The sequence below is a fragment of the Caenispirillum salinarum genome (genome assembly GCF_044803115.1).
In the GTDB taxonomy this organism is placed as follows: Bacteria; Pseudomonadota; Alphaproteobacteria; order Rhodospirillales; family Rhodospirillaceae; genus Caenispirillum; species Caenispirillum salinarum_A.
The window spans coordinates 636,648-657,880 of sequence record NZ_CP085224.1; the positions used below are offsets into that span (position 1 = coordinate 636,648).

At 69.8% G+C, this 21,233-nt stretch carries 19 protein-coding genes; 4 read left to right on the forward strand and 15 right to left on the reverse strand.

The window, feature by feature from the left end:
* Positions 1-44: 44 nt before the first annotated feature.
* The 6 genes from LG334_RS02960 to LG334_RS02985 form a co-directional block, all read right to left on the reverse strand.
* Positions 45-1,061: a fumarylacetoacetate hydrolase family protein gene (locus LG334_RS02960; RefSeq protein ID WP_404383141.1), complete on the reverse strand. Its 1,017-nt coding sequence runs from the start codon at positions 1,059-1,061 to the stop codon at positions 45-47.
* Between the two features lie 22 nt (positions 1,062-1,083).
* Positions 1,084-2,412 carry a homogentisate 1,2-dioxygenase gene (hmgA, locus tag LG334_RS02965; RefSeq protein ID WP_404383143.1) on the reverse strand — a complete coding sequence of 443 codons (1,329 nt, stop codon included), beginning with the start codon at positions 2,410-2,412 and terminating at the stop codon, positions 1,084-1,086.
* 154 nt (positions 2,413-2,566) lie between these two features.
* Complete coding sequence (locus LG334_RS02970; protein ID WP_404383145.1) at positions 2,567-3,868, reverse strand: TRAP transporter large permease; 1,302 nt, start codon at positions 3,866-3,868, stop codon at positions 2,567-2,569.
* Complete coding sequence (locus tag LG334_RS02975; protein WP_404383147.1) at positions 3,865-4,350, reverse strand: TRAP transporter small permease; 486 nt, start codon at positions 4,348-4,350, stop codon at positions 3,865-3,867. The genes LG334_RS02970 and LG334_RS02975 overlap by 4 nt, the downstream gene beginning before the upstream one ends.
* 71 nt (positions 4,351-4,421) lie before the next feature.
* On the reverse strand, positions 4,422-5,429 hold the full coding sequence (locus LG334_RS02980) for a TRAP transporter substrate-binding protein (RefSeq protein WP_404386293.1): 1,008 nt from the start codon (positions 5,427-5,429) through the stop codon (positions 4,422-4,424).
* A gap of 126 nt (positions 5,430-5,555) precedes the next feature.
* Complete coding sequence (locus LG334_RS02985; protein ID WP_404383149.1) at positions 5,556-7,898, reverse strand: cytochrome P450/oxidoreductase; 2,343 nt, start codon at positions 7,896-7,898, stop codon at positions 5,556-5,558.
* 222 nt (positions 7,899-8,120) lie between these two features.
* On the opposite strand from LG334_RS02985, the gene LG334_RS02990 reads away from it, so the two are divergent.
* From LG334_RS02990 to LG334_RS03005, 4 genes are all read left to right on the forward strand, one after another.
* Positions 8,121-8,795 (forward strand): IclR family transcriptional regulator, encoded by a 675-nt coding sequence (locus LG334_RS02990; RefSeq protein ID WP_404383151.1) that lies wholly within the window; start codon positions 8,121-8,123, stop codon positions 8,793-8,795.
* A 103-nt stretch (positions 8,796-8,898) separates the two neighbouring features.
* Positions 8,899-10,557 carry an AMP-binding protein gene (locus tag LG334_RS02995; RefSeq protein WP_404383153.1) on the forward strand — a complete coding sequence of 553 codons (1,659 nt, stop codon included), beginning with the start codon at positions 8,899-8,901 and terminating at the stop codon, positions 10,555-10,557.
* A gap of 136 nt (positions 10,558-10,693) precedes the next feature.
* A complete protein-coding gene (locus LG334_RS03000) occupies positions 10,694-12,172 on the forward strand; it encodes a DUF2231 domain-containing protein (protein ID WP_404383155.1) in 1,479 nt (492 codons plus the stop codon).
* A 103-nt stretch (positions 12,173-12,275) separates the two neighbouring features.
* Positions 12,276-12,740, forward strand: a complete 465-nt coding sequence (locus LG334_RS03005) for an EF-hand domain-containing protein (RefSeq protein ID WP_404383157.1) — start codon at positions 12,276-12,278, stop codon at positions 12,738-12,740.
* A 103-nt stretch (positions 12,741-12,843) separates the two neighbouring features.
* On the opposite strand, the gene LG334_RS03010 is transcribed toward LG334_RS03005, so the two are convergent.
* The 9 genes from LG334_RS03010 to LG334_RS03050 all read right to left on the reverse strand — a co-directional run bounded on the left by LG334_RS03010 (position 12,844) and on the right by LG334_RS03050 (position 21,170).
* Positions 12,844-14,256 carry an NADH-quinone oxidoreductase subunit N gene (locus LG334_RS03010; protein WP_404383159.1) on the reverse strand — a complete coding sequence of 471 codons (1,413 nt, stop codon included), beginning with the start codon at positions 14,254-14,256 and terminating at the stop codon, positions 12,844-12,846.
* A 1-nt stretch (position 14,257) separates the two neighbouring features.
* Complete coding sequence (locus tag LG334_RS03015) at positions 14,258-15,751, reverse strand: NuoM family protein (protein WP_404383161.1); 1,494 nt, start codon at positions 15,749-15,751, stop codon at positions 14,258-14,260.
* 1 nt (position 15,752) lies between these two features.
* Positions 15,753-17,660, reverse strand: a complete 1,908-nt coding sequence (locus LG334_RS03020; RefSeq protein ID WP_404383163.1) for an NADH-quinone oxidoreductase subunit L — start codon at positions 17,658-17,660, stop codon at positions 15,753-15,755.
* Positions 17,660-17,965, reverse strand: a complete 306-nt coding sequence (gene nuoK, locus LG334_RS03025; protein ID WP_404383165.1) for an NADH-quinone oxidoreductase subunit NuoK — start codon at positions 17,963-17,965, stop codon at positions 17,660-17,662. The genes LG334_RS03020 and nuoK overlap by 1 nt, the downstream gene beginning before the upstream one ends.
* A 15-nt stretch (positions 17,966-17,980) precedes the next feature.
* Positions 17,981-18,598, reverse strand: coding sequence for an NADH-quinone oxidoreductase subunit J (locus tag LG334_RS03030; RefSeq protein ID WP_404383167.1), 618 nt, complete (start codon positions 18,596-18,598; stop codon positions 17,981-17,983).
* A complete protein-coding gene (locus tag LG334_RS03035; protein ID WP_404383169.1) occupies positions 18,589-19,515 on the reverse strand; it encodes an NADH-quinone oxidoreductase subunit H in 927 nt (308 codons plus the stop codon). The genes LG334_RS03030 and LG334_RS03035 overlap by 10 nt, the downstream gene beginning before the upstream one ends.
* A complete protein-coding gene (locus LG334_RS03040; RefSeq protein WP_404383171.1) occupies positions 19,512-20,468 on the reverse strand; it encodes a hypothetical protein in 957 nt (318 codons plus the stop codon). Before LG334_RS03040 ends, LG334_RS03035 begins: the two co-directional genes overlap by 4 nt.
* Positions 20,459-20,806: an NADH-quinone oxidoreductase subunit A gene (locus LG334_RS03045; RefSeq protein WP_404383173.1), complete on the reverse strand. Its 348-nt coding sequence runs from the start codon at positions 20,804-20,806 to the stop codon at positions 20,459-20,461. The genes LG334_RS03040 and LG334_RS03045 overlap by 10 nt, the downstream gene beginning before the upstream one ends.
* Before the next feature lie 112 nt (positions 20,807-20,918).
* A complete protein-coding gene (locus tag LG334_RS03050) occupies positions 20,919-21,170 on the reverse strand; it encodes a hypothetical protein (protein ID WP_404383175.1) in 252 nt (83 codons plus the stop codon).
* Positions 21,171-21,233: the final 63 nt, after the last annotated feature.

A 21,233-nucleotide genomic window follows, 5' to 3' on the forward strand; every position in this document is an offset into this window, starting at 1 on the left:
GCGCGCCGTGGTCTTCGCGCACGGCGCGCACGTCCTTGCCGTCCTCACGCTCCCTGATACTTCACGACCTGCTGGTCGATGGCGCCGAAGATGGAGGCGCCGGCCTCGTCCAGCATCTCGATGCGGATGCGGTCTCCGAAGCGCATGAAGGATGTGGTCGGCTTGCCGTCGCGGATGGTCTCGATCATGCGGACTTCCGCGATGCAGGAATAGCCGACGCCGCCCTCGGCAATGCTCGTCCCGTGCTCGGTCCCCTGCTTGTTGGACACCGTGCCCGAACCGACGATGGCGCCGGCCCCCAATGGCCGGGTCCTGGCAGCATGGGCGACAAGGCGCGGGAAGTTGAAGGTCATGTCCGTGCCGGCGTCGGGCTTGCCGAAGGGCTCGCCGTTCAAATGAGACATCAGCGGCCGATGGGCCTTGCCGTCGTGCCAGGCGTCGCCCAGTTCGTCGGGCGTCACGGCGACCGGCGAGAAGGCGCTGGACGGCTTGGACTGGAAAAAGCCGAAGCCCTTCGCCAACTCGCCGGGAATGAGCCCGCGCAAGGACACGTCGTTGACCAGCATCAGCAGGCGGATGGCGCCGGCGGCCTGTTCGGGTGATGCGCCCATGGGCACGTCGCCGGTGACGACGGCCACCTCGCCCTCGAAGTCGATGCCCCAGGCTTCATCGGCCATGGCGATGTCCTCGCGCGGGCCGAGGAAGGCGTCGGACCCGCCCTGGTACATGAGCGGGTCCTCCCAGAAGCTGTCGGGCATCTCGGCCCCGCGCGCCTTGCGCACCAGTTCCACATGGTTGACGTAGGCCGACCCATCGGCCCACTGGTAGGCGCGCGGCAGGGGGCTTTCGCACATCGTTTCATCGAAGGGCTCCGCGCCCACGGCGGTGCCGGCGTTCAGATCGTCAAACGCCTGCTGGAGACGGGGCGCGAGGGTGTCCCAGTCATCCAATGCAGTCTGCATGGTAGTGGCGATGTCGGGCACCGCGACGCAGGTTGTCAGGTCGCGCGAGACGACGACGAGCCGGCCGTCGCGGCCGTGCTTGAGGCTGGCGAGTTTCATGGTGTCTCCGTTGGTCTCGGGGTCAGTCCCAGTCGCCTTCCGGCGTGCCGTTGAAACGCTTCTTCAGCCCGGCCCAGCAGTCGACGTAGTCCTCCTGCCGCGTCTTCAGCGACCCGGCGAAGTCGGTCAGGTGCTGGGGCAGGCGGGTTTCGAACATGAAGGCCATGGTGGCGTCCAACTTCTGCGGACCCAGGTCGGCGCGCGACGCCTTTTCGAAGCCATCCGCGTCCGGGCCGTGGGGCAGCATCATGTTGTGCAGGCTCATGCCGCCGGGAATGAAGCCCTGCTCCTTGGCGTCGTACTGGCCGGTGATGAGGCCCATGAACTCCGACATGATGTTGCGGTGGTACCACGGCGGGCGGAAGGTGTTCTCGGCCACCATCCAGCGCGGCGGGAAGATGACGAAATCCACGTTGGCCGTCCCCGGCTCGCCGCTGGGAGCCGTCAGCACCGTGAAGATGGACGGGTCGGGGTGGTCGAACAGGATCGCCCCGACCGGCGAGAACGTGCGCAGGTCGTACTTGTAGGGCACGTAGTTGCCGTGCCACGCCACCACGTCCAGCGGCGAATGGCCGATCTCGGTCACGTAGAACCGGCCGCACCATTTGACCGTGACGGTGGAGGGCGTTTCCTTGTCTTCGAAGGCCGCCGCCGGCGTCTTGAAGTCGCGCGGGTTGGCGAGGCAGTTGGCGCCGATAGGCCCCCGGTCGGGCAGGGTGAAGATGGCGCCGTAACTCTCGCACACGTAGCCGCGCGCCCGGCCGTCGGGCAGTTCCACCCGGAAGACCATGCCGCGCGGGATGACGCAGATTTCCAGCGGCGCCACATCCATGACGCCCAGTTCCGTGAACACCCGCAGGCGCCCGTCCTGCGGCACCAGCAGCAGTTCGCCGTCGGCGTTGAAGAAATATGCGTCCTGCATGTCTGCGGTGGCGACGTAGATGTGGGACGCCATGCCCGCCTGTCCATGGACGTCGCCGGCCGTTGTCATGGTGCGCATCCCGGCGATGAAATCCACCGCGCCGTCGGGGTAGGGCACCGGGTCCCACCGGGTCTGGCCGATGGGAAGCTCGCTGTCGAACGGCGCCGGGCCGCTTTTCCACAGCGGCAGGTCCACGGCCTTGTAGCGCCCCGAGTGCTTCACCGACGGACGGATGCGGTAGAGCCAGGAGCGTTCGTTGGTCGCGCGCGGCGCGGTGAACGGCGAGCCGGACAGCTGCTCCGCGTACAGGCCGTAGGGGCAGCGCTGCGGCGAGTTCTGCCCTTGCGGCAGGGCGCCGGGCAGGGCTTCCGTCTCGAAGTCGTTGCCGAAGCCGGGCATGAGGCCGCCGGGAGTGGTCTCCGCGCTCATGGGTGTTTCCTCCGTAGCGAGGGTTTATGTGCGCCCCGCCGCGTCCGCGACGGGGCTGCGTTCAGGCGCCACGCAGGCTCACGCGCCTGACCGGCGCGGGGTCGCGGTCGCGACCCTATGGCCGAGGTCCGGTCCGGGGGGACCGAATTCCGGCCTAGAACATCTGCGACGGCAGCCACAGCGCCAGCGCCGGGATGCTGGCCAGGATCACCAGCCGCACCACGTCGGCCAGGATGAACGGCAGGATGCCGCGCACCACCATGCGCTGGGTCAGGCCGGGCTGCGTCGCCTGCACGACGAACAGGTTCATGCCGATCGGCGGGGTGATGAGGCCGATCTCCGCCACCGTGACCACCAGGATGCCGAACCACACCATGTCGAACCCCAACGACAGGGCGACGGGTGCCAGGAACGGCACGGTCAGCAAAATCATGGACATGGCATCCATGAAACAGCCCAGGATCACGTAGAACAGCATGATGAGGATCAGCACCGCGGTCGGGCTGAGGCCGCTGGCCTCGATGCCGGAAATCAGCGCGGCGGGAAGTCCGGTGGTCTCCAAAAAGTAGTTGAACAGCGACGCGCCGATCAGGATGAAGAAGATCATGCCCGTCAGCGCCGCCGTCTCCCGCACCGCATCCCACAGGGACTTGCGCGTCAGCTCGCGGGAGATCACCGCCAGCACGAACGCGCCCACGGCCCCGACGGCGGCGGCTTCGGTGGGGGAGAACCAGCCGACGTAGATGCCGCCGATCACCAGCGCGAACAGAAGCGCGACACCCCAGATGCGGCGGACCGACGCGATGCGCTGCCGCCACGTCGCGCGCGGTGTGGGCGGGGCCAATTCGGGCGCGAATTTCACGCGGAAGATGATCGCCAGTCCATAGAGCACCGCGCCGATGACGCCGGGAATGATGGCGCCAATGAACAACTGCCCGATGGAGGTCTGGGTGAGGATGCCGTAGATCACCAGCAGGATGGACGGCGGGATCAGCACGCCCAGCGTTCCCCCGGCGGCGATGGAGGCCGACGACAGCGACCCGTCGTAGCCATGGCGGTTCATCTCGGGGATCGCCACGCGGCCCATGGTGGCGACGGTCGCCAGCGAGGAGCCGCAGATGGCGCCGAAGATGGCGCAGGCGCCGACGGCGGTGACCGCCAGCCCGCCCCGGATGTGCCCGAGGAAGCTGTTGACCATCTCGAACAGCGACCGAGACAGTCCGGCGCGGGCGGCGAAGACGCCCATCATCACGAACAGCGGCACGACGCTGAGCGAATAGGGGAAGATGGCCTCGAACGGCGACGACCCCAGGATGAAGGCCGCACCCGTCCAGCCGTTCAGCCACCAGAAGCCGGCGACGCCGACCACCGCCATGGCGACGGCCACCGGGAAGCCCAGCGCGATCAGGCCGAGTGCTGCGCCGAAGCCGATGAACCCGAGGAGGGAGCCGCTCATTCCACCGCCTCCACGCGCGGGCGGGGGATCAGCGTCAGCAGGGCGGCGAGGATGGACAGGCCGACGCCGATCAGCAGCGGCACCCAGTAGTACATGATAGGAATGCCCAGCTGCTGGGACTTGTCGCCGAACAGGATCTGCATCTGGAAGGCCTTGTAGCACTCCATGAGCATCAGCCCGAGCAGCCCCACGGCGGCCAGGCTGGCGACGGCGCGGGCGCCGCGCTCCACCGCGCGGGGCAGCATGTCCACCACCAGGTCGACACCCACATGGGCGCCGGTCATGAAGGCGTAGGGGATCACCAGCCACGCGCCGCCCAGGACGAACAGCTGGACAAGGTCCACCATGCCGGGGATGGGCGTGCCGATCTGGCGGCCGATCACGTCGCCGACGGTCAGCACGGCGGCGGCGGCATAGCCGAGCACGCCGACGACGGCGGCGGCGGTGACGAGCATGCGCAGGGCGCCAAGCAAGCGTCTCATGGAAAGTCCGGTGCCGGAAGAGAAGGGCGGGGCGCCGCCGGAGAGGGTGCGGCGGCGCCCCGGTCAGGGGCTTACTGTTCCTTCTGCGCCAGGGTCTCGCGCATGGCGTCGTAGATGGCTTGCGCGTTGTCGACCTGCTGGCCGACCTCGGCGATGTAGCTCTCGGTGACCGGCTGCAGGGCCTCGCGCCAGCGCTGGCGTTCCTCCTCGGTCAGTTCGGTGATGGTGTGACCGGCCTCCACCGCTTCCTGGCGGCCCGCCTCGTCCCACTTGTCCCACCAGCCGCCGAACTTGGAGACCAGCGTCTCGCCCGAGGCCTCGTCGATGCACGCCTGCACGTTTTCCGGCAGGCCGTCGAACTTGCGCTGGTTCATCACGAAGAAGAACGGAACCGTGTAGGCGCCGGCTTCCAGGTGGTAGTTGAGAACCTCGTTCAGGCCGAAGCTCTTGATCGGGTCCCACGGGAAGACGGTGCCGTCGATGACGTTCTTCTGGATGTTCTCGTAGACCTCGCCCGGCGGCAGACCCTGGGGCGTCGCACCCAGCGCGGTCAGCATTTGCGAGACGGCGGGGCTGGGCGTGCGCAGGCGCAGGCCCTCCATGTCGTCCATGGTCTCGACCTTGGTGTTGGCCGTGTGGATCAGGCCGCCGTTATGGGCGTGCAGGGCCAGCACCTTCATGCCCTTGTACTCGGGCTCCAGGTATTCCGGGTACAGCTCCCACAGGGTCTCGGACGCAGCACCGGCGTCCTCCGTCAGGAACGGCAGCTCGATCAGCGAGGTGCGGGGAAAGCGCCCGCGCGGGATGCCGTGCAGGCCGTGGGCGATGTCCACCACGCCGGCCAGCACCTGCTCCTGCTGCTTGGCAACGTTGCCCATCTGGGTCCCGCCGGGGAAGATCTCGAACCGGACCTCGCCGTTCGTGCATTCGGTCACCTGCTCGGTCCAGGGCACGATGAAGTCGGTGTGGATGCCGTGGACCGGCGGCAGGTAGTGGCTGAGCTTCAGCGTGGTTTCCGCGCTGGCGGTGCCGGCGCTGAGCGTGACGGCGGCGGCGGCGATGGCCGCGCTGGCAAGCATCTTTTTCACAGTGAGTGTCCTCCCTTGGTGCCGCTCTGCGGCGGCGTTTTCCGTGGACGCGGGCCCGGCGGCGGTCGGCCGGGCGTCTTGATTAGGTGGGGGCGGTGGCGGCGCCGCGCACTCCGCCTAGAGGCGGAGCGTCAGCTTGCCGCCCCTGGACCGCGAGCAGCAGGTCATCATGCGCGTGTTCTCCGCGCGCTCCGCCCCGGTCAGAACCTTGTCGCGGTGGTCCACGTCGCCTTCGACCACGGGAACCTCGCAGGTGCCGCAGAGCCCTTCCTCGCAGTCGCTGGGGACGTCGACGCCGACCGCGCGCAGGGCGTGCAGCAGGGTCTCGTCAGGCGCGACATGGATCGTCAGCTCGGTGTCCGTAAGTTCCACGTCGAAGCCGATTTCCTTGGACGGATCGAGGGTGGTTTCCGTCGCCGTGAAGTGCTCCACGTGCAGGCGGTCGGGACAGTCGGCCGTCAACTCCTCCAGCGCCGAGAGCAGGCGCTCCGGTCCGCAGGAATACACTTGCGCGTCGCCGCACGAGCCGATCAGCGCCGGCAGGTCCAGCCGCTTGCCCTCGTCGCCGGGGTGCAGGTGCAGGCGGTTCCCGTGGTCGCGCTCCACCCGCTCAAGCAGCCCCATGGCCGACCGCGAGCGGCCCGAGTAGTGCAGCTGGTAATCCTTGCCCAGCGCCTTCAGCCGGTCGGCCATGGCGAGAATTGGCGTGATGCCGATGCCGCCGGCGATGAGCACGTAGCAGTCTGCGCTTTCGTCCAGGCGGAAGTGGTTCTTCGGCCCGCGCATGCGGATGGTCACGCCGGGCTTGACGGTATCGTGGATGAACTGCGAGCCCCCGCGCCCCTCGGCCTCCTTCAGGATGGCGACCTGCAGGCGGTGGGTGTCGTCCGGATCGCCGCAGAGGGAGTATTTCCGGGTGTAGTCGCCGACGATGACGTCGATGTGGGCGCCGGGGCTCCACCGGGGCAGCGGGCGGCCGCGCGGGTCCTCCAGCGTCAGGCGGATGACGTCGTCGGCCTCCTGCACCACTTCCGAGACGCGCACCGTGCGGGCGGCGTCGTGTTTGGACGGCGCGCCGATCTCGAAGTCCTGCGCGCGGTCCAGAATGGACGGATCGGCGCGCTCGGGGTTCCTCGCCGGGTCCCAGCGCACCCACAGGTGTTCCGGACCGCGGAACGAAGTGTTGGGCACGAAGGTGAACTCCTGCGGCACGATTTCCATGTGCGGCAGGCGGCGGGTGAACTCCTCCAGGAAGATGCGCATTTCCATGCGGGCGAGGTTCTTGCCCATGCACTGGTGCGCGCCATAGCCGAAGGTCAGGTGGTCGGTGGTGTTGTCGCGGTAGATGTCCAGGTCGTCGGGGTTCTCGAAGTGCCGGCCGTCGTGGTTGGCGGACGCACTGACGATCAGCAGCTTGGACCCGGCCGGGATGAAATGCTCCCCGATCGTCGTGTCGTTGACGGTGATGCGGCGCCACGCGGCGACCGAGCCCGAGTACCGCAGACATTCCTCCACCGCGTTGGGGATCAGCGAGGGGTTCTCGCAGATGTCTTCCCAGACCTCGCGGTTCTCCAGCAGCAGGCGGACCATGTTGGCGGTGGCGTGCGCCGTGGTTTCGTGCGCAGCGACGATGCCCGCCATCATCATGCTGTGCAGGTAGCTGTCGGTGACGACGTCGGGCAGTTCCTTCTGGCGGCGGATGGCGTATTTCATCCAGCCGTGGCCGTCGGGGTTCTGGCGCATCTTCTCCAGAACCTTGCCGGCATACTGCCAGAACTTGCCGACCGCCTCGGCCACCGCGACCTGTTCCTCGGGCGAGGGGCGGCCCCAGGTGTTGACCGTGTGCGCGATGGAGTATTCGCGAAGGCGGTCCATGTCCTCCTCGGGCACGCCGAGGAAATGAAGCGCCACCGTCAAGGGAATCTCCCACAGCATCTCGTCGACGAGATCGGCTTCGCCCTTGTCGATGATGCGGTCCAGGTACTCGCGTGTCAGGCGGCGGACCATGGGTGCGTGGTGCTCCAGCTCCTCCAGCGTGAAGGAGTGCATGAGGGCCCGGCGGCGCTCCATGTGGGCCGGTTCGTCCTCGTTCACCAGCGTGCGGTTCATGCCGTAGTCGTAGCGCTTGAGCGTCTCCACGGCCTCTTCCGACGGCGGGGTGATCTTCTCCAGCGCGATGGACGGCGAGAAGGTCTGGTTGTCGCGGAAGATTTCCTTCACGTCGTCATAGCGCGTGACGACCCAGTACCCCAGCCTGGGGCTCCAGAACACGGGCTCTTCCTCCCGCGACCAGCGCAGGGCCTCGGCCGGGTCCACCTGATAGGGCCCCTCGAAGGGGTCGAAGGCGGCGGCGTTGTGGCTGACGGGGCAGCCGGTCGGCCCCTGCGTGGCCGTATGCGCCGGGCAGCCGGCGGGCGGACGGGTGGCGGCGTCAGTCTTGGTCGCGGGGTGGTCCGTCATCGAAAGTCCCCAGCTACGTTCCCTGTTGTTTTCTTTTATTGCACAAACCTGTGCTGTGAACGAACATACGGTCACGTTCCGGCGAGGTCAAGCGAGGGCGGTGGTGTATACTTTCCCCAATCTTTCTATGACTTAGTCGGGTAAAGACTGTATTTTCATTGCGGGAATTCTGTACTTTGCGCCTGCGAATAGGAGGCGCGGAGAACGCTGGGAAGGGCAGGAATGAGCACGCTTCAGACCCTGGACCGGGGCCTCAATGCCCTGGAGATCATCGCCCGCACCGCCGGCGGCATGTCCATCGCCGAACTGGCGGAGCGGCTGGAGGTCCATCGCGCCATCGCCTACCGGATCGTGGCGACGCTGGAGGCCCACGCCCTGGTGGCGCGTGGGGCCGATGGGCAGGTGCACCTGAGCAGCGGGCTCATGGTGCTGGCCTCGCACTTCGAGCCGCAGTTGCGCGCCGTAGCCCGGCCGCTGCTGACGGCGCTGGCGCGCGAGACGCGGGCAACGGCCTTCCTGTCGGCGGCCCAGGGCGACGAATGCGTGGCGCTCATGGTGGCGGAGCCGGACGAGGGCGTGCTGCGCGTCGGCTATCGTGTGGGCAGCCGCCACCCGCTGACGCGCGGCGCGGCGGGCATCGCCATCCTGGCCGCCCGGCAGGAAAGCGCCGACGAGCCCGCCGAGGTGAAGCAGGCCCGCCGCGACGGGTTCAGCATCACGCGGGGTCAGCTTCAGCGCGGGGCGGTCGGAGTCGCCAGCCCCATCGCGCCGTTGGAGCGACGCCCCGGCGGGTTCGAGGGCTGCGTCGGCGTGGTCGCCCTGGACGACCTGGACACCGACCACGCCGCAAACGCCGTGCGCGATTGCGCAGGGCGGATTGCTGCACTCATGGGGTAGAAAATTGTATGCAGGGTTGACCCGGCTGCATATTTTTCGTCAGCTAGGGCCGAGAAGGCGCGCGAAAAGGCGCCGCCCGGAGGAAACGATACAAGAGGACCTCATGTCGGCCCAACTCGACGTTCTGAACGGCCAGGTGCCGCGCTACGAGGATTTCGTGGCAAAGTTCGATTACGACGCGCTGGCGCGCACCATTCTGTCCGGCGACCTCAACGGTGCCGTGAATGCCGCCGTCGAGTGCTGCGACCGTCACGCCGACGACCCCGGCCGCGTCGCGCTCTATTGGGAGAACAAGGACGGCGAGCAGGCCACCGTCACCTTCGCCGAACTGTCCCGCCGCGCCGCCCGCTTCGCCAATGTGCTGAAGGCGCAAGGCGTGCAACCGGGCGACCGCGTCGCCGGCCTGCTGCCGCGCATCCCGGAACTGCTGACCGTGATCCTGGGCACGTGGCGGGCCGGTGCGGTCTATCAGCCGCTGTTCACGGCCTTCGGCCCCAAGGCCATCGAGTACCGTTGCGGCGCATCCGAAGCCAAGCTGGTGGTGACCGATGCCGCCAACCGGTCCAAGCTGGATGACGTCAAGGACTGCCCGGCCATCGCCACCATCGGCGCCGCGCGCGACGGCGACCTGGACTTCGCCGCCGAGATGGGCAAGGCGTCGGAAGACTTCGCCCCCGTCATGCGCGACGGCGAGGATGCCTTCCTGATGATGTTCACCTCGGGCACCACGGGACTGCCCAAGGGCGTGGCCGTGCCGCTGAAGGCCATGGTGGCGTTCTACGAGTACATGCGGTTCTCCGTCGACCTGCGTCCCGACGACCGCTACTGGAACATCGCCGATCCGGGCTGGGCCTACGGCCTGTACTACGCCGTGACGGGTCCGCTGTTCATGGGCCACGCCACCACGCTCTATGACGGGCCGTTCACGGTGGACGGCACCTACAAGGTGATCCTGGACAACGGCATCACCAACCTGGCCGGCGCGCCCACCGCCTATCGCCTGCTCATGGGCGCGGGGAAGGAGGCCGCGGCGGACGTGAAGGGCAAGCTGCGCGTGGTGTCCTCGGCCGGCGAGCCGCTGAACCCCGAGGTCATCCGCTGGTTCGACGACGCGCTGGGCTGCCCCATCTTCGACCACTACGGCCAGACGGAAATGGGCATGGCGGTGTGCAACCACCACGGCCTGTCCCACCATGTGGAGCCGGGTGCCGCCGGCCTGCCGCTGCCGGGTTTCGTCGTCACCGTGGTAGACGAGGAGACGCTGAAGGAACTGCCGCCGCACACGCCGGGCATCATGGCCGTGGTGCGCTCCAGGTCGCCGGGCTTCTGGTTCCAGGGCTACTGGAAGCAGGAGACCAAGTCCTTCAAGGGCGACTACTACCTGACCGGCGACACTGTGGAGCTGAACGATGACGGCAGCTTCAGCTTCGTCGGCCGGTCGGACGACATCATCACCTCGTCGGGCTACCGCATCGGCCCGTTCGACGTGGAAAGCGCGCTGATCGAACATGCCTCCGTCGCCGAGACGGCCGTCGTCGGCAAGCCGGACCCGGAGCGCACCGAGATCGTGAAGGCCTTCGTGGTGCTGAAGAAGGGCTACGAGCCCTCCGACGACCTGGCGGAGGAACTGCGCCTGCTGGTCAAGAACCGGCTGGCCGCCCATGCCTACCCGCGCGAGATCGTCTTCGTGGAAGAGCTTCCCAAGACCCCCAGCGGCAAGATCCAGCGGTTCCTGCTGCGCAAGCAGGACAGCACCGCCTGATCGAACGCCCAAGGTTCCGAGCGTGTGAACGGCTCGCCGTATGGCGGGCTGTTCGCCGTTTGGAGGGGGCATCGCGCGCGGACGCTCGCCCGTTCTTCCCGGCAGTGGAGACAAGTGGCGGCAAGGAACTACCGGAATGGCACAGCGGCGCGCGCGCATCGGCGACCGGATCACCCAGTGGATCGAGCACCGCCGAAGCCTGGACGCCCCCGGCCATGCGCTGGGCGTGTCGGTATCGTTGCCCTTCCGCCTGATGGGCCGACGCGGCAAGGACCTGCGGAGCCTGCTGCACGGCACGCGCTACGGCCATCCCCTGCACCCCCTGCTGGTAACCGTGCCTGTGGGGTCGTGGACGGCCTCTGTCCTTTTCGACCTGCTGGAGGGCGCGTCGGACGAGCCCGCGCTCCGCGCCCGCGCCGCCGCCGACATGACGCTGGGCCTCGGCTGCCTTGGTGCCGGGGCCGCCGTGCTGACGGGGCTGGTGGACTGGCAGGACACCCACGGCAAGGCGCGGCGCGTCGGTGTCGTTCATGCCGCGACCAACGCCACCGCGCTGGGGCTGTTCCTCGGCTCCCTCTCCTTGCGCCGGCGCGGTCGGCGGCGGGAGGCGCGGGGGGTGAGCCGGCTCGGCTTCGCCACCCTGTTCGCCGGCGGATACCTGGGCGGCCATCTGGCCTACCGCCGCCGCGTCGGGACCGACCATGCCGACCGCGGCAACGCGCCCTTCGGCTTCACGCCGGTGCTGCCCGCAACAGACCTGCCCGAGAACACGCCCCGCCGGGTGGAGGTGGACGGCGTGGAGGTGGTGCTGGTGCGGCACGAGGGTGCCGTCTCCGCCTTCTCCGACCGCTGCTCCCACTTCGGCGGGCCGTTGTCGCAGGGGTGGGTGTTCGACGGCGGGCTGGTGTGCCCCTGGCATGGCTCGCGCTATTGCCTGAAGAGCGGCGATCCGCTGGATGGCCCCGCCACGGCCCCGCAGCCCCGCTTCGAGGTGCGCGAGCGCGACGGCATGATCGCCCTGCGCCGCCCCGCCCCGCCCGGCGACCCGGAACGCGTGCCGGTCGAAACGCTGGCCCCGCCGGCCCCGGCCGGAGAGGAGGGCGACGCGATTCACGTCCTCTCCCTGCACCACGGCCTCATGCGCACCCTGTTCGACCTTGTCGCCGCCACGCCGCCGGAGGGCGACGCCAGGCTCGCGGTGCTGGACGAACTGGCGGGCGAGATGGACATGCACGAGAAGATCGAGCACGAAATCTTCTATCCCGCCGCCCGCCGCGTCACCGGCATGGTCCCCTCCGCCGGGGCGGAACACCGCCAGCTTGCCGACCAGCTTGCGATCCTGCTCACGCTCGACACCGCGTCATCCGAGTTCGACGCCCACCTGCGCGCCCTGCGCAACGCCGTGGAGCACCACGCGGGCACCGAGGAGCGCGAGATGTTCCCCGCCGCCCGCTCCCTGGGCCGGACGGAGCTTCGGAGCCTGGGGCGGGCCCTGGCGGACCGGCTGGAAGACCTGCGCCGCGCCCGCACCCAGCGCCTCATCCGCCTGGGCCGGCAGGTCGCGCTGGAGCGCGGGCGCGGGCGGCTCGGGCGCGCCATCAACCGGGGGGCGTAGGCCAGGCGTCGATGCAGCGCCCCGCACGGGTCCGGCGTCTCAGGAGGCAGGGCCGCCCGCATCCCGCGCGGGCGGCCGATCCCGTGCAACGGAGGGACGATCCATGATCCGCAGCCTGCCTATCCGCCTGACACTCGCCGCTGGCGCGACGCTTCTGGTGGCCGCCTGCGCCCCGCCGCCGGGCACCACCGGCACGGTTGCAGACCGTCCCAATGTTGAAGGCGATCCGGACGTGATGGTTGTTGACGTCGACCCCGCCATGGAGCGCCGCTTCGCCCGCCTGGACGCCAACGGCGACGGCCTCGCCACATGGGAAGAAGCCTACGCCATGCGCGCCGATCAGTTCGCCACCATGGACGCCGACCACAACGGCGCGGTGACCGGCGACGAATTCAGCGCCCGCGCCCAGCCCTTTACCGCCTTCGACCGCAACGGCGACGGCGTGATCGAGTTCGGCGAGTTCATCGACCACCACCGCACCATGTTCAGCCGTGTCGATGCCGACGGCGACGGCGCGGTCTCGCTGGGGGAATACGCCCGCGCCATGCGCGAGATGGGCGCCACCTGACGCAATCCTCATGACGGCGGCGCGGCCCTTGCGGCCTGCTGCCTGCCGCCTGCAAAGCGCTTTGGATTACAGCGCTTCTTCTGGATCTCGTTTGGGCAAGGGTTCACGGCAGCAGCCGGGCCGCGCCGAAGGCGGCGAGGCCCGGTTCCGCCGCCAGGCCCAGGGCCACCGTCAGTACCCCGCCCGTCAGCACCGCGACAGCTGTCCAGCGGCCAAGCACGGCGGGTCGGCGGGCGTCGTCGCCCTCGAACACCATCGGTCCGACCACGCGCAGGTAGTAGAACAGCGACGCCACCGTGTTCGCCACCGCCACGGCGGCCAGCCAGGCGTAGCCGCCGTCGATGGTGGTCAGGAACAGCGTCAGCTTGCCGAAGAACCCGACCAGCGGCGGAATGCCGACGAGGCTGAGGAATGCGAGGATCAGCACCGTCGCGGCCACCGGTCGCGTGCGGGCGAGGCCGGCGTAGTGGGCACGGTCCGTCCGCCCGCGCAGGTGCGTCACCACGGCGAACGCCGCCAGGTTGCCGACGGCATAGGCGGTCAGGAAGGCCAGCAGGGCGGACACGGCGCCGCCGCTCAAGGATACGACGACCACGGCCATCAGCGCGTAGCCGCTCTGGGAAACCGACGACCAGCCGATCAGCCGGCGCACGTCGTCCTGCCACAGCGCGGCCAGGTTGCCGAGCGTCATGGTGGCGACGGAGATCACGGCCACCACCGGGCGGATCGCGAGCGCGTCGGGCGGAACCAGGCTCACCAGCCGGGCGAGCGCGATGGCGGCGCCGATCTTGGGCACGACGGTCAGGAAGGCCGCCGCCGGGGCGGGCGCGCCTTCCGCCACGTCGGGCATCCAGGCGTGGGCGGGAACGGCGCCCAGCTTGAAGGACAGCCCGATCACCACCAGCGCCACGCCCAGCAGCAGAAGCGGCGAGGCGGCTCCGGGGGCGGCCAGGGCGGGCGCCAGGTCCGCGAAGCCGAAGCCGCCCAGCATCCCCGTCATCAGCGTCACGCCGATGAGCAGGATGACGTTCGCCAGCGCGCCCACCAGGAAGTATTTCATCCCGGCCTCCACCGACAGCGCCCAGTCGCGGTGCCAGGCGGCCAGCGTGTAGCCGGTCACCGACGACAGCAGCACGCCCATCACCAACTCCAGCAGGTCCGCCGCCGCCGCCAGCACCAGGGCGCCCAGGGCGGAGAACAGGAGGATGGCATAGTATTCGCCGTGGCGCTTGTCGTCGGCCAGCCAGCGCGGGGTGAGCACCACGCAGAAGGCCGTCGCCGCCAGGATCACGAGCCGCCCGTAGGTGCTCGCGCCGTCCAGCGCCCAGGTGCCGGAGAAGGTCAGCCGGTGGGCGCCGATCTGCCCCGCCGTCAGCGCCGCCGCGACCGCCAGCCCGATCAGCGCGAGCACGGCGCCGATCCATTGCAGGCGGTGCGGCGTGAAGCTCGCCGTCAGCAGCACGGCGACGGCGGTCAGGATCAGCGCGATCTCCGGCAGGATGTCGCCGACCGGCATGTCAGCCCGCTCCCACGATCACGGCGGATGCGCTGTCGATCACCGTCAGCAGCCACGCCGGATAGACGCCGATCACCACCACCAGAACCAGCAGCACGGCCAGCACCGCGCCCTCGGACCGGCCGAGGTCGGGCAGCCTGGACCAGCGCGGCGGCAGGGGCCCGAAGAACAGCTGCTGGAGCATGGTCAGGAACAGGGCGGCGGTAATCAGGATGCCGATCAGGCCGATCCCCGCCAGCCACGGATAGATGGCAAAGGTGCCGGCGAAGATCTGGAACTCCGCCACGAAGCCCGCCAGCCCCGGCAGGCCCAGGCTCGCAAACGCCGCCAGCACGGTGGCGCCGGTCAGGCGCGGCGCGGTGGCGGCGAGGCCCCCGTAGGCGTCCAGGTCATAGGTTTCGCCCCGCTGCCAGAAGGCGCCGGCGATGAGGAACAGGGCGCCGGTAATCAGGCCGTGGGCGATCATCTCCACCACCGCGCCGGTCAGGGCCATTTCGCGGGCGGCGGCCTCGCCGCTCACCAGCGCGCCGGCGGCGGCGATGCCCAGCACCGTGTAACCCATGTGGTTGACGGAGGTATAGGCGATCCGCCGCTTCAGGTTGCCCTGCCCGAAGGCGACGATGGCGCCCCACAGGATGGAGATCACGGCCACGATGCCCAGCGGCAGGGCATAGGCCGCAAAGGTTTCCGTCATCATGCTGAAGGGAATGCGCACCATGCCGTAGGTGCCCATCTTCAGCAGCACGCCCGCGAGGATCGCCGAGGCCGGCCCCGGCGCGTCCACATGCGCGGGCGGCAGCCAGGTGTGGAAGGGGAACAGCGGCGTCTTCACCGCGAACCCGACCAGGAAGCCCAGCAGGACGAGGCTCGCATACAGGCCGGTGCCGGTCAGCGGCTGCATCTCGATCAGGACGCGCATGTCGAAGGTCAGCCCCTGCGGCGAAGCCAGCACGAGGCCCAGGATCGCCAGCAGGAAGGCGAGCGACCCGGCGAGCGTGTAGATGAAGAACTTCAGCGCCGCGCGCTCGGCCTCGCCATGGCCCCAGCGGCCGATCAGGAAGTACATGCCGACGAGCGACAGGTCGAAGAACACGTAGAACAGCAAAAGGTCCAGCACCAGGAACAGGCCCAGCGACACGCCTTCCAGGAACAGGAACCAGGCATAGTAGGCGCGCGGCCGCCCCCGCACATCCGCCGGCCAGGCGATGGAGGCAAGGAACAGCAGCGCGCTCATCAGTGCCAGCGCCAGCGACATGCCGTCGACGCCCACACGCCACCCCACGTCCAGCGACGGAACCCACGGCACCTCTGCCACTGCCTGGAACTGCGGCGCGCCGGGGGAGGCATCGAAGCCGATCCACACCGCCGCCAGCAGCACCAGCGGCACCGCGCTTAACGCAACGGCGAGCGTGCGGGCGGCGCGCTCGTGCAGGCCGGTGGCGAAGGCAAGGATCAGGGCGCCCAACAGGGGGCTGAGGATGGCGAGTGTCAGCATGTCAGCTCAGTGCGATGATGGTGACGATGACGAGAACCGCGCCGCCGGCCAGCAGCGCGTAGTAATGGTGGCTCATGCCCGTCTGGAGGCGCCGGGCATCGGTGCCGCTGAAGGAGACGAGGCGGGCCGTGCCCTCGGGCAATCCGTCGGTGACGGCCTCCCCGATGCGGTCGCTCATGCCCGCCAGCCATTCCCCGAAGCGGGCGGTGGCGCGCACGCCGGCGTCCACCACGCGCCGGTCGCCCCGGCCGATGACGCTGGCGAGCCAGCGGCCGAGGCGGGCGACGAGGCGGGGCAGGGCGTCGATCACACGGTCATCCACGGTGCCGGCGAAGGCCGCCAACCGCTCGAACGGGCGGGCGACACCCTCGCGCAGCAGGGCGGGCAGGCCCAGCCATGCGGCGGCGCGGGCGGGGGCGCCGGTGGTGCCGGCTTCGGAATAGCGGCGGGCGAGGACCGTGCCGACCAGCAGGCCGAGGCCGATGAGCAGGACGGAAACGATCACCTCCCACAGCGGGGCGTGGGGGATGTCCATGCCCATGAGACGGCCCGCGTCCCGCGCGGCACCCGGCAGCCACAGCACCGAAAGGGCAAGCGTCAGGGCCGCCAGCACCCCGGCGGCGGCGCGTTCGGCCAAGGGCTTGGGCGGGGCCTCCGGCGCTTCGCGCGACCGGCCGTAGGCGAGCAGGTGGAAGCGGGCGGCATAGGCGGCGCTCAAGCCCCCGGCGAGCATCACCCCGCCGGCCAGCCAGGGGGACAGGTGCCCGGCGGCGGCCACGACGGCGTCCTTGGTGAAGCCGGCACCCAGTGGCGGGATGCCGGCCAGCGCCAGCGCGCCGACCGCCGACAGCGCCGCCATGACCGGCAGCACGCGGCCCATGCCCAGGCGGTGCAGCGCAAACGTTTCCGCCTGTTCACCGGCCGATCCGGCGGCAAGGAACAGCAGGGCCTTGAAGGCGGCGTGGGCGATCAGGTGCAGGGCGGCGACGGCCGGGTATCCCGCCCCCACGGCGACGAACATCAGCCCGTAGTGCGCGGAGGTCGACGCGGCCAGCAGCTTCTTGGCGTGCGGCTGAAGGCAGGCGACCACGCCCCCCGCAAGCGCCGTCGCCAGCCCGACGGCGATCACCGTCCCCGACCATCCTGCGGCGGGGGCAAGCTCCGGCTGAAGGCGGGCGAGCAGGTAGGCCCCGGCGGCGACCATGGCCGCGGCGTGCAGCAGGGCGGAGACCGACGTGGGGCCGGCCATGGCGCGGAACAGCCAGGGCGCGAAGGGCACCTGGCCCGACTTGGCCGCCGCCGACAGCAGCACGCCGAAGGCGGCCACATGCAGCAACGGCCCCTCCAGGTCCGCCAGCCGGTCGTAGCCGAAGCCGCCGGTTCCGGCATAAAGCGCCATGGCGGCGGCGAACAGGCCCAGATCGCCGAAACGGGTGACGACGAAGGCATAGAGGCCCGACCGCGGATTGTCCCGCACCCGCCAGTCATGGCCGATCAACGCCCAGGAGCACGCGCCCACCAGCTCCCACCCGATCAGGAGGGTGAGCAGGTCGTCGGCGATGACCAGCAGTTCCATGCCGCCGACGAAGACCAGCAGCAGCCCGATCAGGCGCGACAGGCCCGGCCGGTGCTCGTGCGCGCTGGCGTAGACCAGGATGGGCAGGGCGATCAGCGGCACCAGAAGCGCCACGGCGGCGGAGACGGGCGTCAGGGCGGCGGTGAGCCTCAGCGCGTCGCTCCAGACCAGCACGCCCGACCACCCGCCGGCCACCGCCGCCACGGCCAGGACCAGCGTCGCCGCCATCGTCCCGCCGCCGACCAGCCCCAGGACCAGACGCGACCGGCCGCCGCCGGCGAAGATGACGCCGGCGCCGATGAGCGCGGGAAGAAGGGCGAGGGTCCAGAGCATCAGTTTTTCAGCGTCTCCAGCGCCTCGGTCGTGTCGGCCTGTTTCTTGCGGTAGACGGCGACCACCAGGGCGAAGCCGATGGCCATCTCCACGGCCATCACCGCCATGACGATGATGGCGAACAACTGCCCTTCCGGTGCGCCGCCAAGCCCGAAGGACCAGAAGCCGACGACGGCCAGCAGCACGCCGTTGAGCATCAGCTCCAGCCCCATCATCAGCATGACGAAGGACTGCTGCGACAGCGCGCCATAGAGGCCGATGCCCACCAGGGCGCTCGCGACGATCAGCACGGATGTCAGGGTCATGCCGGCTCCCTCGCCTCAGTGGTGGTGATGGTGGTGGTGGTGTCCGCCGCCGCCCTCTTCGGGCTCGCGGCCGGCGGGGTCGCCACCGGGCTCCAGGCCGGGCGGGCGGGAGCCGGCGTCGGCGTCGCCATAGCGCCCGCGCCGGCTGGAGAGCACGACGGCGCCGATCATGGTGGCGAGCAGGGTCACCCCGGCGGTCTCGAACACCAGCATCGAATCGCCCAGAAGCTCAATCCCCAGGTCATGGACGACCGGGCGGTCGGCGGGGACGGGGTCGGAGGGCAGGTCGGTCAGCAGGATGGCGGCGGTCAGGCCCAGGAACGCCAGCACGCCGGCCCCGATGGACAGCTTGTGCTGGTGGACCATCATCATGGGATTGAGGCCGGCCGGGTTCATCATGAACATGACCATGAACAGCGCCATGACCATCATCTCGACGGCCATCATGAACACGGTCGCCACGCCGATGTAGGGCGCGGCCAGCAGCAGCATGATGCCGGCGACCGAGATGAACGACAGCAGCAGCAGGAACGACGCCCGCACCATGCTGTCGGTGGCGAAGACGCGCCAGCCGCTCACCCCGGCGCACAGCGCCAGCAGCCAGAACAGGAGGTCGGCGACGGTCACGGCCATAGCAGCAGCTCCACGCCTACCAGAAGGAGAACCAGGAAGGACAGCGGCAGCAGCACCACCCAAACCGCCGTCAACATGCGCGAGGGCGGCATCCGGGCGATCATGTGGCCGGCCGCGATCACCGCCGCCATGACGGCGACCGTCTTCAGCACCAGCCACACCGGCCCCGGCAGCACCGGCCCCAGGTATCCGCCCAGGAAGGCGGTGGCGGCCATGGCGGAGAAGCTGACGAGCATGGCAAGCCGCGCGACGCGCCACGCCAGGCGATGGGGGCCGGAAGCCTCCGCCTTCGTGCCGCCGGCGAGGTCCTCGGCGTCGGCGTAGTCGAACGGCCCGCGCAGGGTGAGCATCAGCCCCAGCATCAGGAACAGCACCAGCCCCGGCGGCTGGCGCACCACGTTCCACTGCCCTTCCTCCTGCGCGCGCACGATCTCGACCACCGACAGGCTCTCGGCGGGCAGGGCGGCGGCGATGAGGACGAACATGGACAGCAGAAGCACCGGGAGCCCGATGCCCACGTAGCGGTAGCCGCCGATCAGCGGCAGCGGCGCGTTGGCCGACCACCCGTGCAGGAAGACGACAATGACGGTCAGCGCCTCGCAGGCGCCCCACAGGACGATGCCGGTGGAGATGTCGGTCACCACCACGCCCGGCGCGAAGGGCACCACGCTCAAGCCCACGGCGGCGAGCATCAGGTACGCGACCGGCGCGAGCGGCCATGTGATGAAATCCGGCCGCTCGGTCTGAGTCCTCTGCCGCAGCAGCAGCGCCGCCCCGCGCCGCGCCGGGTCCGCCAGCGCTGCGCCGAGGGGGCGCCCGGCGACCAGCGCCACGGCCGCGCGGTCCATGACGGCGGCGAGCGCGGTGCCGAGGATCAGCAGGGCGAAGAGGCCCGCGAAGGCGGCGACGACGGTCATCGCAGCGCCTCTGCCGGCAGGCTGTTGAGCACCAGAACCGCCTCATGCCACTCCAGCCCCGGCAGCAACCCGGACACGCAGGCCGGTTCGACGCCGGCGGGGCGCCCGCCATCGGCCTCGGCGCACCAGGCGCGCAGGCGGTCGCGGACGTCCGCGCCGCCGATCATCCCCAACCCCGGCGGAATGGCGGTGAAGGCGCCCCGGCGGCGCAGGCGGCTCTCCAGCCTCGGGCGGGGGCCATCGCGCAGCACCCGCTCCGCCCACGCCGTCAGGCCGAGCAGGCGCAGCATCCGGGCGATCCGGCGCAGCGCCACCGCGGCCCCGCCCGGTTCGTGCTGGGCATAGGCCGGGCGCAGCACCTCCGCCTGCTGGATGACGTCGCCCTGAAGGGTCAGGTCCAAGGTCAGGCCGGGCGGGAACTGGGGCAGGAAGGGGCCGAAGAGGGCGGAATAGGCGTCGAGCGCAAGGCCGTCGCGGATGTCGTCGTCGGTCATGGGCATGGGGCGGCCATAGGGCACGCCGCCCATCATGCCCTCGCCCCCCTGGCCGAAGTCGCCCTTGCCGCGCCAGTCGTTGGGTGGCTGGTCGGGCAGCAGGTCGGGCTCCGACGGGCGGGCGCGGGTCATCAATGCATGATGCATGTCGGAAAGAAGCGGCAGCGGGTCGTCTGAACCGTTCAGAACCTGCCCGGCAAAAACCGGCTCCGCACCCCACCAGAGCGTCGCGCGCGGATGGGGAAGCTGGTCGTGCAGGCGTTCAAGCGCCGGCCGGTCGTCCGGGCGGATGGCGCCGACGACCAGCAGCAGGGATGCGTGGCGCGGGCTCGCCACAAGGTCCACGCGCGGGTCGACTGCCAGTCGGTCCACCCCCCGCAGGCCGTCCTCTCCGACAGCGGGGAAAACCGGAACGGGCGCGGCGGCGGCCAGGCGATGCAGCAGGGCCGTCACTGCCATTTGAATATTCCCTCGCGCCAGCCGTAGAGGATGCCGATGGAGAGAATGGCGAGGAACATACCCATCTCCACCATCGCCTTCATGCCCTCCTCGACGAAGACGACCGCCCAGGGGTACATGAACATCATCTCCATCTCGAAGGCGATGAAGAGCAGCGTCATGGAGTAGTAGCGCGCATGGTAGCGCTGCCACGCATGGGTGCGCGGCGCGGACCCGCCCAGGAAAGGCGTCTTCTGCGGCTCGGTCAGCGCGCCGGAGGTCCGCCCCATGAGCAGGAGCGGCACCACCAGGGCGCCGGCGCCAAGCGCGGCGATCAGGATCGCAAGAAGGTCCGCCATGGTCCTTTGCCGACAACCGTTGCAGGAACGTCACGTACCGGGCAAACGCGGGGCGTGATGACACCGTTCCTCCGGCTGCTGCCCGGTGGTGGCGCGGTGGCGGACGGAGATGTTATTCGCCGGGACTGAGGGCGGGGGCGTGGATGTCGGCGAGGCGGGCGGCGACGCCGTCCTGGGTCACACCGGCATCGAACCACAGGGCGATATCGCGGTACAGGCACTCCAGTGCCTCGGCCTCCCATTCGGGCAGGCGGCGGGCCATGTGGTCCAGCCGGCGGGCGACGGCGGGCGCGGCGTGGCGGCTCAGGCTGGCGACGTAGCTGGCCAGGAAGTCCGACAGGTGCGCGTGCATCGTCGTCGTCATGCGGGTACCCCTCCTTCTCTTGCTCTCCGGTCTCGTCCAGCGTTCTGCTTTCCTGGATCGGGT

Coding starts and splice junctions, on each gene's coding strand:
- LG334_RS03050 (WP_404383175.1), bottom strand. CDS start 21,170: ATGACGACGACGATGCACGCGCACCTGTCGGACTTCCTGGCCAGCTAC.
- LG334_RS02995 (WP_404383153.1), top strand. CDS start 8,899: ATGTCGGCCCAACTCGACGTTCTGAACGGCCAGGTGCCGCGCTACGAG.
- LG334_RS03000 (WP_404383155.1), top strand. CDS start 10,694: ATGGCACAGCGGCGCGCGCGCATCGGCGACCGGATCACCCAGTGGATC.
- hmgA (WP_404383143.1), bottom strand. CDS start 2,412: ATGAGCGCGGAGACCACTCCCGGCGGCCTCATGCCCGGCTTCGGCAAC.
- LG334_RS03040 (WP_404383171.1), bottom strand. CDS start 20,468: ATGGCAGTGACGGCCCTGCTGCATCGCCTGGCCGCCGCCGCGCCCGTT.
- LG334_RS03020 (WP_404383163.1), bottom strand. CDS start 17,660: ATGCTCTGGACCCTCGCCCTTCTTCCCGCGCTCATCGGCGCCGGCGTC.
- LG334_RS02990 (WP_404383151.1), top strand. CDS start 8,121: ATGAGCACGCTTCAGACCCTGGACCGGGGCCTCAATGCCCTGGAGATC.
- LG334_RS03010 (WP_404383159.1), bottom strand. CDS start 14,256: ATGCCGGTCGGCGACATCCTGCCGGAGATCGCGCTGATCCTGACCGCC.
- LG334_RS02970 (WP_404383145.1), bottom strand. CDS start 3,868: ATGAGCGGCTCCCTCCTCGGGTTCATCGGCTTCGGCGCAGCACTCGGC.
- LG334_RS03030 (WP_404383167.1), bottom strand. CDS start 18,598: ATGGCCGTGACCGTCGCCGACCTCCTGTTCTGGCTGCTGGCGCTGTGC.
- LG334_RS02960 (WP_404383141.1), bottom strand. CDS start 1,061: ATGAAACTCGCCAGCCTCAAGCACGGCCGCGACGGCCGGCTCGTCGTC.
- LG334_RS03035 (WP_404383169.1), bottom strand. CDS start 19,515: ATGACCGTCGTCGCCGCCTTCGCGGGCCTCTTCGCCCTGCTGATCCTC.
- LG334_RS02975 (WP_404383147.1), bottom strand. CDS start 4,350: ATGAGACGCTTGCTTGGCGCCCTGCGCATGCTCGTCACCGCCGCCGCC.
- LG334_RS03005 (WP_404383157.1), top strand. CDS start 12,276: ATGATCCGCAGCCTGCCTATCCGCCTGACACTCGCCGCTGGCGCGACG.
- LG334_RS03015 (WP_404383161.1), bottom strand. CDS start 15,751: ATGCTGACACTCGCCATCCTCAGCCCCCTGTTGGGCGCCCTGATCCTT.
- LG334_RS02980 (WP_404386293.1), bottom strand. CDS start 5,429: ATGCTTGCCAGCGCGGCCATCGCCGCCGCCGCCGTCACGCTCAGCGCC.
- nuoK (WP_404383165.1), bottom strand. CDS start 17,965: ATGACCCTGACATCCGTGCTGATCGTCGCGAGCGCCCTGGTGGGCATC.
- LG334_RS03045 (WP_404383173.1), bottom strand. CDS start 20,806: ATGGCGGACCTTCTTGCGATCCTGATCGCCGCGCTTGGCGCCGGCGCC.
- LG334_RS02985 (WP_404383149.1), bottom strand. CDS start 7,898: ATGACGGACCACCCCGCGACCAAGACTGACGCCGCCACCCGTCCGCCC.